Source organism: Pinisolibacter sp. DMC100 (genome assembly GCF_056313705.1).
On the sequence record NZ_JBQUZT010000007.1, the window covers coordinates 64,766 to 77,805 of the forward strand.

Consider the following 13,040-nt stretch of genomic DNA (forward strand, 5'->3'; position numbering starts at 1 on the left):
GGTCGGTCCGACGCCTGTGATTTTCGAGATGTCGAAACAGATCACGATCTCCCTCGATGCGATGGGCGGCGACGCCGGCCCTGACATGGTGATTCCGGGGGCGGCGATCGCGCTCAGGCGGCGTCCCGAACTGCGCTTCCTGCTGCACGGCGACGAAGCCCGCCTGAAGGCTCTGCTCGAGGCTCATCCCCAACTCGCCGCCGCCGCCCGCATCGTCCACTCCGACGTCGTGGTGCGCATGGACGACAAGCCGAGCCAGGCGCTGCGCGCCGGCCGCTGGAAGTCGTCGATGTGGAAGGCGATCGAGTCGGTGAAGACCGGCGAGGCCACCGTCTGCGTCTCGGCCGGCAACACCGGCGCCCTGATGGCGATGGCCAAGTTCTGCCTGCGCACGATGGCCGGGATCGAACGCCCGGCCATCGCCGCGATCTGGCCGACGCTGACCGGCGAGACCATCGTTCTCGACGTCGGTGCCACCATCGGCGCCGATGCCCAGCAGCTCGTCGACTTCTCGGTGATGGGCGCCGCCATGGCGCGTGCCGTCCTCCACGTCGAGCGCCCGACCGTCGGACTCCTCAACGTCGGCGTCGAGGAGGTCAAGGGCAACGAAGAGGTCAAGATGGCCGGCCGCCTGCTCAAGGAAGCCGACATTCCCGAACTCTCCTACGCCGGTTTCGTCGAGGGCGACGACATCGGCCGCGGCAAGGTCCACGTCGTGGTGACGGAGGGCTTCGCCGGCAACATCGCGCTGAAGACCGCCGAGGGCACCGCCCGCCAGTTCGCGCAGTATCTGCGCGAGGGCATGAACCGCTCGTGGCTGAACAAGATCGGTTTCGCCATCGCGCGCTCCGCCTTCGACCGGCTGAAGGAGAAGATGGATCCGCGCAAGGTCAACGGCGGCGTCTTCCTCGGCCTCAACGGCGTGATCATCAAGAGCCACGGCGGTGCCGACCCGGAGGGTTTCGCCTCCGCCGTCGCGCTCGCCTACGACATGGCGGCAGCCGATCTGACCAACCGGATCGTCGAGGGCCTCGCCCATTACCACCGTGTCGGCGTGGTCTCCGCCGTCACGGGCGACACGCGAGGTGACCAGTGAGCATTCTGCGATCCGTCGTCCGCGGCATCGGCTCGTATCTGCCCTCGGAAGTCGTCACCAATGCCGATCTGGCCAAGATCGTCGACACCTCCGACGAGTGGATCGTCGATCGCTCCGGCATCCGCGAGCGCCGTCGTGCCGCCGAGGGCGAGTTCACCTCGCATCTGGCGACCCACGCCGCCCGCGCCGCGCTCGAAGACGCCGGCCTGGGGCCCGATGACATCGACCTCGTCGTCGTCGCCACCGCGACGCCCGACCACACCTTCCCGGCGACCGCCACCCAGGTCCAGGCGGCGCTGGGCATCACCCACGGCTTCGCCTACGACCTCCAGGCGGTCTGCTCCGGCTTCGTCTACGCGCTGTCCACCGCCGACGCCCAGATCAAGGCCGGCCTCGCCCGCCGCGCGCTGGTGATCGGCGCCGAGACCTTCTCGCGCATCCTCGACTGGACCGACCGCACCACCTGCGTGCTGTTCGGCGACGGCGCCGGCGCGGTGGTGCTCGAGGGCCAGTGGTCGGCCGGCACCAACGACGACCACGGCCTGCTCGCCGCACATCTGCGCGCCGACGGCCGCCACTGCGAGAAGCTCTACGTCGACGGTGGCCCGTCGACCACCGGCACCGCCGGCCACCTCCGCATGGAGGGCAAGGAGGTCTTCAAGCACGCCGTCGTCAATCTGGCGGAAGTGACCGAGGAACTCTTCGATCGCACCGGCCTGACCTCGGCCGACGTCGCCTGGTTCGTGCCGCATCAGGCCAACCGTCGCATCATCGACGCCACCGGCAAGAAGCTCGGCATCGACCCCGCCAAGGTCGTCGTCACCGTCGACCGCCACGGCAACACCTCGGCCGCCTCGATCCCGCTGGCGCTCGACGTCGCGGTCAAGGACGGACGCGTCAAGCGCGGCGATCTGATCGTGCTCGAGGCGATGGGCGGCGGCTTCACCTGGGGCGCGGCGCTGCTGCGCTGGTGAGATGTCGGAGTGCTCGCCGAACGTGCCGATTGCGGCGCGTTGGCCTGTTGACCCACCGGCGGTGAGGTCATAACGTATTGGCGTCACCGCGCATTTCGACCAGGGGCGGTCGGCGAGGGGCGCCGGCGAACGCGGCGCGTCCAGGAGGGAACCGGGCCATGACGGGCAAGACGATCACGCGTGCCGATCTCTGCGAGGCTGTCTACCAGAAGGTCGGTCTCTCGCGCACCGAGTCCGCCGATCTCGTCGAAATGGTCCTGGGCGAGATTTCCGATTGCCTCGTCGAGGGCGAGTCGGTGAAACTCTCCTCGTTCGGCACTTTCCTGGTCCGCTCCAAGGGCGAGCGTATCGGTCGCAATCCCAAGACCGGCGAGGAAGTGCCGATTTCGCCCCGGCGCGTGATGGTCTTCAAGCCGTCCAACGTGCTGAAGCAGAAGATCAACGAACACCTGGGCGGCGAGGCCGATTGAGGCCCGTCCGCTCTCGGTCCCGTGAGTTTCGCCCGTGGACAAGAGTCCGGACGCGTTCCGCACCATCAGTGAAGTCGCCGGCGACCTCGATCTGCCGCAGCACGTGCTGCGCTTCTGGGAAACCCGCTTCAACCAGATCCGCCCGCTGAAGCGCGGCGGCGGGCGGCGCTATTATCGTCCCGACGACGTCGACCTGCTCAAGGGCATCCGCCACCTGCTCTACGGCGAGGGCTACACCATCCGCGGCGTCCAGCGCATCCTCAAGGAAGAGGGCGTGCGCTTCGTCATGGACGTGTGGCGCGAGGGCGCCCCGCAGCCGCCGCGCGCCGGTCGCGGCAGCGACACCGACGAGGGCGGCTTCGCCCCCGAGGGCCATGCGGCTCCCGCCTACGCCCCGCCGGTCTACGCGCCCCCGGTCTACGCCCCCGGTCCCGAACCCGTGCTCGACGACGTCGATGCCGCCGACCCGCTCGACGACGACCGTCTCGACGTGGTGCCCGATCGCGGCGACGCGCCCGATCCCGGCCCCGCCGCCGGCCTGCCGGAAGGCCGCGTCGAGCCCTCGCTCGGCACCGATGCCGCCGGCCTCGCCCAGCGCTTTGCGCCGCGGACCCCGCCGACGACGTCGCTGGTCCAGCCCGCGGGCCCGGCGAGCGTCGTCCCCTTCGACCGCCGCGTCGCGCCGAGCTTCGGCGGATCGGAGGCCCCGGGCTTCTTCGACCGTACCCGCCCGGCGACGCCGGCGACCGCCGCGCCGTCTTCGGAAGCGTCGGGTTCGGGCCTGTCGCGCGACGACGTCCGCCGCCTGCAGGCGACGCTGTTCGAGCTGCTCGAGTGCAAGCGCCTGCTCGATCAGGTGCGCTGACGGCGGTTTTCCGCGACGCTTCGCGGCGGCCTTCGTCGCACGTGTGGAGCGTCGCCGGAGGCGGGCCGAAAGGTGTTGCGCCGTCCGGCGAAACAGTCTAGTCAACCACCGTCCGACGACGACGGCCCGGAGCGGCGACGCTTCCCCCTAGGGTCGATCATCGTCTCGGATCCGGACGGGCAGTAGCGCAGCCTGGTTAGCGCACTTGACTGGGGGTCAAGGGGTCGGAGGTTCGAATCCTCTCTGCCCGACCATTCATCCTCGCCATCGACGAAGAAACCGCCCCCTCGGGGCGCGCCCGCACGCGCATCGTGTCGCGGCTCCTGTCGAACCGATGGTGTTTCGATCGGCTCGATCTTCGTTCGGCTTCACCCTGAGGTGCGAGCGAAGCGAGCCTCGAAGGGCGAAGCCACGACGGGCCGTGCCACTCGGCCCATCGCATTTCGAGGCCCGGCTGCGCCGGGCACCTCGATGTGAAGGGCCTCCACGACGGGCCTCGAGGGTCGGAACGCAACGCTCTCGCTCGTCACTCCGCCGCGAGGCTCTTCGGCTCGCCGTTGGCGACGAGCTCGGCGATGCGGGCGTCGAGGGCGGCGATCACCGTCTTCGAGAACGGCCGCAGGTGGAGATACATCACCATCTGGAAGCAGACGAACTCGAAGGCGCGTGGGTTCCTGCGCAGCGTCGTCAGCGACGTCTTCCAGAACGGCCGCCGCATCTCCGGCTGCTTCACCGTCATGGTCCAGATCAGCCGCCCGAGCAGCCTCAGGTCGCGCAGCAGCAGGCGGGGATAGATCCTGATCCAGTAGGTCGGCCGGTCGAGCGCCAGACCGACGTGGAGGGCGCGGGCGAAGAACTCTTCCGGCGAGAAGATCGTGCGGATGATCTCGCGATAGTCGCGCAGGATGTCGACCGCCGGTCGCCTGGGCACGAAGTTGAGGCCGCCGAAACAGTGATCCGGCGGGATTTCCTCCGGGTCGGGCAGCATGCGGCCCTCGGCCTCGAGCCGGCGGCGCATCTGGGTCGCCGGCAGGGCCGTCAAGAGCCCGACCATGGCGACCGGGATCGAGGTCTCGCGCACGCAGGCGATCATCTCCTCGGCGACGCTTCCCGCCTCGGTGTCGAAGCCGACGATGAAGCCGGCGACGACGAACATGCCGGCCCCGTAGATGCGATGGACCGAGGCGGCGATGTCGCGCCGGGTGTTCTGCTTCTTCTGCGCCGAGACGAGCGTCTCGATGTCGGGGCTCTCGATGCCGACGAAGACGACGAAGAAGTTGCAGGCCTTCATCAGGGCGAGCAGCTCGGGGTCGTCGGAGAGGTTGAGCGAGGCCTCGGTCGAGAAGGCGAAGGGCCACTCGCGCTCCTTCTGCCAGGCCGCCAGCACCGGCAGGAAGCGCTTCAGCGCCTTCTTGTTGCCGATCAGGTTGTCGTCGACGAAGTCGACGTGGCCGCGATAGCCCATGTCGTAGAGCCGTTGCAGCTCGGCGATCATCTGCTCGTTGGTCTTGGGCCGTGGTACCCGGCCGTAGATCTCGATGATGTCGCAGAACTCGCAGGTGAAGGGGCAGCCGCGCGAGAACTGCACGCCGACATAGAGGTAGTGCGAGAAGTCGATCAGATCGAAGCGCGGGATCGGCGCCCTGGTGATGTCGGCCGAGCCCGACGGCGCCTCGAAGGTGCCGGAGCGCGCGCCCGACACCCAGGCGGCGACGAAGGCGTCCATCAGCCCCTCGGCCTCGCCGAGCACGCGGAAGTCGGCCGCTTCGTAGACCTCGGGGCAGGCCATCGGATCGGGGCCGCCGACAACCACCGGCCTGCCGGCGGCGCGGACCCGCTGCATCAGCCGCAGCGTGTCGTCGCGCTGGGGCAGCATGCCGCCGGTCATCACCATGTCGGCCCAGGCGAGGTCGGCGTCGGTGAGTTCTTCGGCGTTGCGGTCGACGAGGCGGAAGTTCCACGTCTGCGGCAGGAGTGCCGCGACGGTGAGGAGGCCGAGCGGCGGGCAGCTCGCCTTGGCGCCCCACAGCTCGCAGGCCTCCGTCATGCTCCAGAAGGAGTTGGCGACGAAGCGCGGGAAGACCAGGAGGACGTTGGGCTCGTTCATCGGGGCTCCACGGTCGGGGTGGCTGCGGCCGCCCATGCGTGAATACCCTAACATCGTTCCGTGACGCCCCGGCAAGAGGCGATTTCGGGCAATCTGCTCGCCATGCGCGTGCGGGCGCCTCGAGAGCGGGCCTCAGCCGGCGCTGACGGAGGGGGCCGCCTCGCGCGACGGCCACAGTTGGACGAGCAGCACCGCGGCGAAGATCGCCATGGAGCCGGCCCATTGCCCCGCCGAGAAACGGTCGCCGAGCATCGCCCAGCCGAAGACGGCGGCCATCGGTGCCTCGGTCGAGAAGATGATCGCCGCGTCGGAGGCGGTGGCGTGGCGCTGGGCGATCGCCTGGAGCGAATAGCCGATCACGCCGGAGACGAGGCCGGTGTAGGCGAGCTCCCAGCCGGCGGTGCGGATCGCCTCCCACGAGATCGGCTCGAAGGCGACGGCCCAGCCGCCGCAGGCGACGACCATCACCAGCCCCTCGACCGCGACCAGCAGCATCGGCCGGTCGACCCGGCGCACGACGATGCCGATCAACACGATCTGCAACGCCCAGCCGGCGGCGCTGATGGTCACGAGCAGGTCGCCGAGGACGAAGCTGCCGGTGAGCCCGCCCGACAGCAGCCAGGCACCGATCAGCCCGAGGAGGGCCGCCGGCCACACCGCGAGGCCCGGACGCTCGTGGGTGATCGCCACCGCCACGAAGGGGGTGAAGAGGATGTAGAGCGAGGTCAGGAAGCCGGCGTTGGCGACCGATGTCGAGAGCAGCGCCGTCTGCTGCAGCGCGTTGCCGCCGAAGAAGACGAGGCCGACCAGGATGATCAGCCCGAGCGAGCGCCGGTCGATCGGGCGGGGCGCCCGCCGTCCCTCGCGCAGCGCCAGCGGCACGATGATCGCGCTCGAGACGATGAAACGCAGCGTCAGGAACCACATCGGCGTCAGCACCGCCATCGCCGTCTGCTGGGGCACGAAGGCGAGACCCCAGATGGCGGCGGCGGCGAGCAACAGGAGATTGGCCGTGGAGCGGTTCATGGGTCTCGGCAGGGTGGGCGGTGAAACTCCCACTTCTCTGCCGTACCCGGCCTGTCCTGTCGATAGGCCGGGGTCACTTTTGTGTGACGATCGCTCGAGAGCGGTCGTCGCCCGGCCGCCGTTTGGGCGGCCGAAGCCTTGTCGCTGGGCCTTCGGGTCAGGCGGCCGTGGCGTCGTCGGTGCGGCGCCAGTCGTAGACGAGCGTCTCGCGGAAGGCGAAGCGCGCGAGATGGCGGGCGACGACGTCCTCGAGCTCGCCGATGCGGGCGGCGTCGTCGGTCTCGAGGACGATGGTCAGCGCGTGGTCGGTGGCCGCGAGCCGCGCCGTCCCGAAGGGGAAGGCGATCGAGCCGCGCTCGGCCGTCGCCTCCGCCGGGATCTTGTGGGCGAAGTGCTTGCAGAGCTGCTGCATGTACTTCGAGGCCGCCTCGGTGAGGACGGCGCATTCCGATCGCGTCATGGGCACCTTTCAGAGCTGCTCGATGCGGGCGGCGGTCTCGTCGAGCAGGGCGACGAGGGCGGCGGTCTCGCCGTCGCCGAGGCGACCGGAGGCGAGCTTGAGGCGCAGCGCCAGCTTGAAGTTCTCGACGGCGCGCACGATGCGCGGGTCGCGTTCCGACGAGCGGGCGGTGCCGGCCTCGTTCATCCGGGCGAGCATGGCGTCGACCTGCGCCTGATTGGCGGCGAGCGTCGCCTTGCCGGCGTCGGTGACGGCATAGAGCTTCTTGGCGCCGTCCTGGGAGGCGACGGCGATCTGGCCGGTCTCCTCGAGCAGCGTCAGCGTCGGGTAGACCACGCCGGCGGAGGGCACATAGGCACCGCCCATGCGATCCTCGATCGCCTTGATGATCTCGTAGCCGTGGCGCGGCTCCTCGGCGATCATCGCCAGAAGAACGAGACGCAGGCCGCCGTGGCCGAAGAAGCGTCCGCCGCCGCGCCCGCCGCGTCCACCGCCGCCGCGTCCGAAGAGGCCGCCGAACGGGCCGCCGGGACCGCCGCGTCCGCGACCCTCGTCGCCGTCCCAGGCCATGCGTTCACGATGGCCGCATTCCGCGCCGCCGTCGGGCGCGTCGTGGTGACGGTCCCAGAAACCGCGGCCCATGCGCCGCATGTGATGTCCGAACATGTGTTCGATCCTTTCGATGTGTTCCATCGATCGTCCATGTGACGTTCGATAGGTTTAGATATATCGAAATGGTATCGAAATGCAAGTTTCGAAACTCACGTGCCGCGATCACGGTTGCGTGAACGCATCTCCCACTGCCGCTTGCCGACCGCCGCGAGGCCGAGGGCGAGCGCGATCAGCCCGGCGGTCGCCGAAGCCGGCAGCCGGTCGGCCCAGTCGAGATTGCCGGCGGCGATGAAGGCGAGCGGCCGCTGCGTCTTCACCGCGAACCAGAAGAGCTCGACGCCCGCCGCCCCCGCCGCCGCGAAGACGGTGGCCGCCGCGACCGCGCCGAGCCCCGGTTCGCCGCGATCCGCCGCGACGCGGACGGCGAGGCCGCCGATCGCCAGCCCGGCGATCATCGCCGCCGGTGCCGGATCGAGGCGGATCTGCAGGAAGTAGTGGGCGAGGCCGAGGATGGCGATCGGGTGGACGAGGCGATGCAGACGCCCCCAGCGCGCCCCGCCGAGGCGGCGGATCGATCCGTCGGTCGAGGTGACGGTGAGTGCGGCGAGGCCGACGAAGGCGATGAATCCCATCGTCAGATAGGGCCGGATCGCGATCTCCATCGCCACCTTGCCCATGTCGAAGGCCTGATCGGCGGCGTAGAGCACGAGGTGCAGCGCCGTCCACAGGAAGGCCGTCACGCCGATCATCCGCCGGAGCCCGACCAGCTTCGACCAGCCCGAGAGCCGGCGTAGCGGCGTCACGGCGATCGAGGCGATCAGCGTCTCGATCGCCCGCGCGCCGCAGAAGCGCAGCGTTTCCGTCAGCGGCCGCGGTCCGAGGTCGCCGGTCGCGGTGCGGTAGGCGAGCCAGAGGAGGGGGGCGACGAGGACGACGAGCGTCGCGACGCGCAGGGCCGAGAGGCGGCCGTTGCGGTCGCGCCACGGGGCGAGGGAGGCGAGGGTGGAGGGCATCGGGTCTCGCGGGAATTGGGACGACGTCGCTTCTACGCCGCGACGCCGTCCTCCGTTTCATCACGTCCGCGCGATTCCGACCATCCCGTCCCGCTCACGCGGCGATCACGAATGTCGGTTCGTGGCGGACGGGGAAGGCGACGGAGCGGGCGATGAAGCAGACCTCGCCGATCCGGTGGTGCAGCGCTTCGGCGAGCGAGAGGTCCGCCCCCGCCTTCACCGTGATCTTCGGCCGCAGCACCGCCTCGACGAAACGCCCGGCGCCGCCGGCCGTGACTTCGCCGATGCCCACCGGCTCGTCGACATAGTCGGTGACGACGATGCCGGCATCGGCGGCGTAGTGCAGGTACCACAGCATGTGGCAGGCCGAGAGGGCGGAGATCAGCAGATCCTCCGGGTTCGGCTTCATCGGATCGCCGCCCAGCAGCGGATCGTTCGAACAGTGGACGACCGGCCGACCGGGAACGGCGATGTCCCAGGTGCGGTCATAGGCGCGGTAGTGCGCCGTGCCGTCGCCGCGATTGCCGGTCCACACGATGCGGGAGGAAAAGCGATGGTCCATGGCGCGCTCCTTGTCGTCGAGTCTATATACATGTATCAATGTATACATTGATGGGAGATGCAAGCATGGATCCGTTCGAGACGCTGCGCGGCGAGATCCTCTCCGGCCGCCTGCCGCCGGGGACGCTGTTGTTGCAGGGCGATCTCGCCCGCCGCTTCGGCGTCAGCCGCATTCCGGTGCGCGATCTGCTCCAGCGCCTCGCCGCCGCCCGCCTCGTCACGGTCGAGCCCAACCGCGGCGCCCGCGTCGTCTCGCTGTCGCGGGCGGAGTTGGAAGAGATCTGGGACATGCGGGTGCTGCTCGAGGCCGATCTCGCGGCGCGTGCCACGCGTCTCGCCACGCCCGCCGATCACGACGCGCTCGCCCATGCCCTGCGCCGCTCCGATCTCGAGGCCGGTCGCCCCGGCTGGCGCGAGGGCGACCTCTTCTTCCACGAGACGCTCCATGCGGTCGCCCGTCGGCCGCGGCAGGCGGCGCTGGTGCGCGAGTTGCGCGAAACCTGCGCCCTCCACGCCGCCGGCTACGACGACCTCGTCGCCGAGACGCCGCGCTGGCTCGCCGATCATGCCGCCATCGTCGCGGCCTTCCGCGCCGGCGATGCGGACGCGGCGGCCGCCGCCGTCGCCGCCCATGTCGCCGCCGCCGGCGCCTGCCTCCTCGCCCGCATGGGAGGCCGTGACGAGACGGCCTCCTGACGTGGCCGCACTGCCCGCCGAACGGGCTGGACCGTTTTTGCGGCACCTCCTAAGCTCCGAGGACACGGCCTGCGCGTCGCGGGCGGAACGGAGGGTCGTCGCGTGGATTTTCTGCTGCTCTTCCTCAAGTCCGCCGGCATCGGCGTGGCGGTCGCCGCGCCCGTCGGCCCGATGAGCCTGCTCTGCATGCGCCGGACCCTGACGCAGGGCTGGCGCTGGGGCCTCGCCACCGGCGGCGGCATCGCCTTCGGCGACGCGATCTATGCCGCGGTCGCCGCCCTCGGCCTCGCCGGCGTCTCCGCCTTCGTGCTCGCCTGGGAGAAGCAGCTCCACCTCGCCGCCGGCCTGTTCCTGATCTGGCTGGGGCTGAAGACCTTCTTCACGAAAGACGACGGCCGCGTCGCCGAGGCCGGCATCGCCGGCACGCCCGCCGCCGCCTTCCTCGGCTCGATCGCCCTGACGCTGACCAACCCGCCGACCATCGTCATGTTCGCCGCGGTCTTCACCGCGCTCGCTCCGACGACCGGCTTCGACCCCGTCACGGCGCTCGCCACCGTCTCGGGCGTGCTCACCGGCTCGTTCCTGTGGTGGGTCGGCGTCGTCGCCGCCGTCTCCGGCCTGCGCGCCGCGCTCGGCCGTCGCGTGCGCCTGTGGATCGACCGCGTCGCCGGCGTCGTCCTCGCCGTCCTCGGCGCTGACCAGATCCGCCGCGCCTGATCGATCTGACCCGGACCAAACGAGAAGAGCCCCCGCCGGGCGATCCGGTCGGGGGCTCTCGTCGTCTCGGGGCTTCGGCTCAGTAGGCGTTCCTGGTGTCGAACAGCCGGAAGGGCGTCAGCGCCAGGATCTTGATGTCGAACAGGATCGACCAGTTCTCGATGTAGTAGATGTCGTGCTCGATGCGCTTGCGGATCTTCTCCGGCGTGTCGATCTCGCCGCGCCAGCCGTTGATCTGCGCCCAGCCGGTGATGCCGGGCTTGACCTTGTGGCGGGCGAAGTAGCCGTCGACCACGTTGTCCCACATGCGGTTCTCGGTCTGCGCCATGATCGCGTGCGGCCGCGGGCCGACCAGCGAGAGTTCGCCGGAGAGCACGTTGAAGAGCTGCGGCAACTCGTCGATCGAGGTCTTGCGGATGAAGCGGCCGACCGGCGTGACGCGCGGGTCGCCCTTGGTCACCGCCTGCTTGACGTCGGCGTCGCAGAGATCGACGAACATCGAGCGGAACTTCCACACCGAGATGACCTCGTTGTTGAAGCCGAAGCGCTTCTGGCGGAAGAAGATCGGCCCCTTCGACGTCGCCTTGACGGCGATCGCCGCACCGACCATCAGCGGCGCCAGCGCCACGAGGGCCAGCGTGCCGACGACGAGATCGAAGATCCGCTTCGACACCGCGTCCCAGTCGGCGAGCGGCTTGTCGACGACGTCGATGAAGGGCAGCGAGCCTTCGTAGGTGTAGTTGCGCGGCCGGAACTTCAGCTTGTCGGAATGGGCCGAGAGGCGGATGTCGACCGGCAGCACCCAGAGCTTGCGCAGCATCTGCTGGACGCGCAGCGCCGCGGTGATCGGCAGCGCCACGATCAGCATGTCGAGCTTGACGATGCGGCCGAACTCGACGAGCTCCGGCACGGTGCCGAGCTTCGGATAGCCCTCGACCATCGCCGGCGAGCGTTCGTCGTCGCGGTCGTCGAAGATGCCGCAGATGCGGATGTCGTTGTCGCGCTGCGCCTCGAGGCCGCGGATGACCTCCTCGGCGAGCTTGCCGCCGCCGACGATGACGGCGCGCCGCTCGAGCCGGCCGTCGCGGGTCCAGCCGACCACCAGCCGGGTCAGGATCGCCCGCGAGGCGAAGAACCACGCCACGCCGCCGACGAACCAGCGCGCGACGAGGAGGCCTTCGCCGCCCTCCATCCGGCCGGTGAAGAAGGCGAGTGCGGCCGCACCGGCGAAGAGCATGCCCCAGGCCGCCAGAACGCGGCCGAGCTGCGAGGCGAAGTTGCGGAAGGCGGCGATCTGGTAGCCTTCGAGCGCCTGCACGAAGAGCACGGCGAGCGCCGCGCCGATGCCGACCGCCGCGGTGCGGATGCCGTCGTCGAAACCGCCGGCGATGGCGAGCGTCGTCAGTCCGAGCGCCGCCAGCGCGACGAAGTCGAGCGCACGCACCGAGCCGGCGAGCAGCCGGCGCGAGATCGGCCGATCGGAGAAGAGCGCCGCCACCTCGCGCGCCTGATCCGACAGCGTCGCCGCCGTGCGCGGTGCCTCGGGCACCGCGTCGAAGGCGGCCGGACCGTCGCCGCCGAGCGCGGCGAGGTCGACGCTCTGTCGATAGAGGGTCTTCGGATCGATCTGCTTCATGCCCGTCTCCGGTCGTCCTGCCCCGTCGAGCGCCCCCACACCCGACGCTTCCGCTGCCGTCGGCCTGAGCCGGGCGCGGAACCACCTCTCGTACGGCCCGGATCATGAGCGCGGAACGGTGAAAGGCGCGTTGATGGACGCGCCGGAAAAGCCCGGAGTTTCGAACGGTTTCGAATATGGTTGAGAAAGTTCTCAACAACTCTGACGTTGCGGCAGAGTCGCTCGTGCGGCGCGCAGTCAGAACAGCCGTTCGCGGACGTAGATCGTGTCGCCCGGACGGATCGGGTCGGTGACCGGCACCCGGCCGACCAGCACCTCGCCGTTGATCTGGCGGGTGACGTCGAGCGTGCGCTGGTCGGCGCGCGCCGAGTAGCCGCCGGCGATGGCGACGGCGGTCTGGGCGGTCATGCCGGCGACGTAGGGGTACTGACCGGCGTTCTTGACCTCGCCCATGATGAAGAAGGGGCGATACTGGTCGATGTCGACCGAGACGTCGGGGGTGCGCAGGTAGCCGCCGTTGCGCAGCCGGGCGGCGATGTCGCGCTCGAGCTCGGGCGCCTTGCGGCCGCGCGCCGGCACGCCGCCGATCAGCGGCATCGAGATGTTGCCCGAGGCGTCGACCGTATAGACGTTGGTGAGGTTGGCCTGATCGAACACGGTGATGCGCAGGCGGTCGCCGGCATCGAACGTGTAGGGCTGGTTCAGCACCTCGTGGAAGGCCGGCGCCGGGCGCACGTAGCCGGAGCACCCCGCCAGGAGGCTCGCCACGAGCAGAACTTGCGCCAAACGAACCAACATCACGCGATC

14 protein-coding genes and 1 tRNA gene are annotated in these 13,040 nt (G+C 69.9%); 7 read left to right on the forward strand and 8 right to left on the reverse strand.

The features are described 5' to 3' along the window. Positions 1–28 precede the first annotated feature (28 nt). The 5 genes from plsX (at position 29) to ACT541_RS18420 (ending at position 3,659) form a co-directional block, all read left to right on the forward strand. Positions 29–1,096 carry a phosphate acyltransferase PlsX gene (plsX, locus tag ACT541_RS18400; RefSeq protein WP_476138564.1) on the forward strand — a complete coding sequence of 356 codons (1,068 nt, stop codon included), beginning with the start codon at positions 29–31 and terminating at the stop codon, positions 1,094–1,096. Between the two features lie 2 nt (positions 1,097–1,098). Then, on the forward strand, positions 1,099–2,070 hold the full coding sequence (locus ACT541_RS18405; protein WP_476138605.1) for a beta-ketoacyl-ACP synthase III: 972 nt from the start codon (positions 1,099–1,101) through the stop codon (positions 2,068–2,070). A 158-nt stretch (positions 2,071–2,228) separates the two neighbouring features. Then, positions 2,229–2,540, forward strand: a complete 312-nt coding sequence (locus tag ACT541_RS18410; protein WP_476138565.1) for an integration host factor subunit alpha — start codon at positions 2,229–2,231, stop codon at positions 2,538–2,540. Positions 2,541–2,574: 34 nt separating this feature from the next. Further along, complete coding sequence (locus ACT541_RS18415) at positions 2,575–3,405, forward strand: MerR family transcriptional regulator (RefSeq protein WP_476138566.1); 831 nt, start codon at positions 2,575–2,577, stop codon at positions 3,403–3,405. A gap of 176 nt (positions 3,406–3,581) precedes the next feature. Beyond that, a tRNA-Pro gene (locus ACT541_RS18420) sits at positions 3,582–3,659 on the forward strand. 272 nt (positions 3,660–3,931) lie between these two features. Here ACT541_RS18420 and ACT541_RS18425 read toward each other — a convergent pair. The 6 genes from ACT541_RS18425 to ACT541_RS18450 all read right to left on the reverse strand — a co-directional run bounded on the left by ACT541_RS18425 (position 3,932) and on the right by ACT541_RS18450 (position 9,185). Beyond that, a complete protein-coding gene (locus ACT541_RS18425) occupies positions 3,932–5,512 on the reverse strand; it encodes a B12-binding domain-containing radical SAM protein (RefSeq protein WP_476138567.1) in 1,581 nt (526 codons plus the stop codon). A 132-nt stretch (positions 5,513–5,644) separates the two neighbouring features. Then, complete coding sequence (locus tag ACT541_RS18430) at positions 5,645–6,538, reverse strand: DMT family transporter (RefSeq protein ID WP_476138568.1); 894 nt, start codon at positions 6,536–6,538, stop codon at positions 5,645–5,647. 157 nt (positions 6,539–6,695) lie between these two features. After that, on the reverse strand, positions 6,696–6,998 hold the full coding sequence (locus ACT541_RS18435) for a DUF2218 domain-containing protein (RefSeq protein WP_476138569.1): 303 nt from the start codon (positions 6,996–6,998) through the stop codon (positions 6,696–6,698). Positions 6,999–7,007: 9 nt separating this feature from the next. Then, positions 7,008–7,664 carry a PadR family transcriptional regulator gene (locus tag ACT541_RS18440; RefSeq protein ID WP_476138570.1) on the reverse strand — a complete coding sequence of 219 codons (657 nt, stop codon included), beginning with the start codon at positions 7,662–7,664 and terminating at the stop codon, positions 7,008–7,010. A gap of 95 nt (positions 7,665–7,759) precedes the next feature. Further along, a complete protein-coding gene (locus ACT541_RS18445; protein ID WP_476138571.1) occupies positions 7,760–8,623 on the reverse strand; it encodes a protein-methionine-sulfoxide reductase heme-binding subunit MsrQ in 864 nt (287 codons plus the stop codon). A gap of 94 nt (positions 8,624–8,717) precedes the next feature. Beyond that, complete coding sequence (locus tag ACT541_RS18450; protein ID WP_476138572.1) at positions 8,718–9,185, reverse strand: OsmC family protein; 468 nt, start codon at positions 9,183–9,185, stop codon at positions 8,718–8,720. Positions 9,186–9,250: 65 nt separating this feature from the next. Here ACT541_RS18450 and ACT541_RS18455 point away from each other — a divergent pair, with 65 nt between their 5' ends. Beyond that, positions 9,251–9,880 (forward strand): GntR family transcriptional regulator, encoded by a 630-nt coding sequence (locus ACT541_RS18455; RefSeq protein ID WP_476138573.1) that lies wholly within the window; start codon positions 9,251–9,253, stop codon positions 9,878–9,880. Between the two features lie 102 nt (positions 9,881–9,982). Continuing rightward, complete coding sequence (locus ACT541_RS18460) at positions 9,983–10,597, forward strand: LysE family translocator (protein WP_476138574.1); 615 nt, start codon at positions 9,983–9,985, stop codon at positions 10,595–10,597. Positions 10,598–10,676: 79 nt separating this feature from the next. On the opposite strand, the gene ACT541_RS18465 is transcribed toward ACT541_RS18460, so the two are convergent. Continuing rightward, positions 10,677–12,233 (reverse strand): undecaprenyl-phosphate glucose phosphotransferase, encoded by a 1,557-nt coding sequence (locus ACT541_RS18465; protein WP_476138575.1) that lies wholly within the window; start codon positions 12,231–12,233, stop codon positions 10,677–10,679. Between the two features lie 237 nt (positions 12,234–12,470). Beyond that, entirely contained in the window at positions 12,471–13,031 is a 561-nt protein-coding gene (locus tag ACT541_RS18470; protein ID WP_476138576.1) for a polysaccharide biosynthesis/export family protein, read from the reverse strand. Positions 13,032–13,040 lie beyond the last annotated feature (9 nt).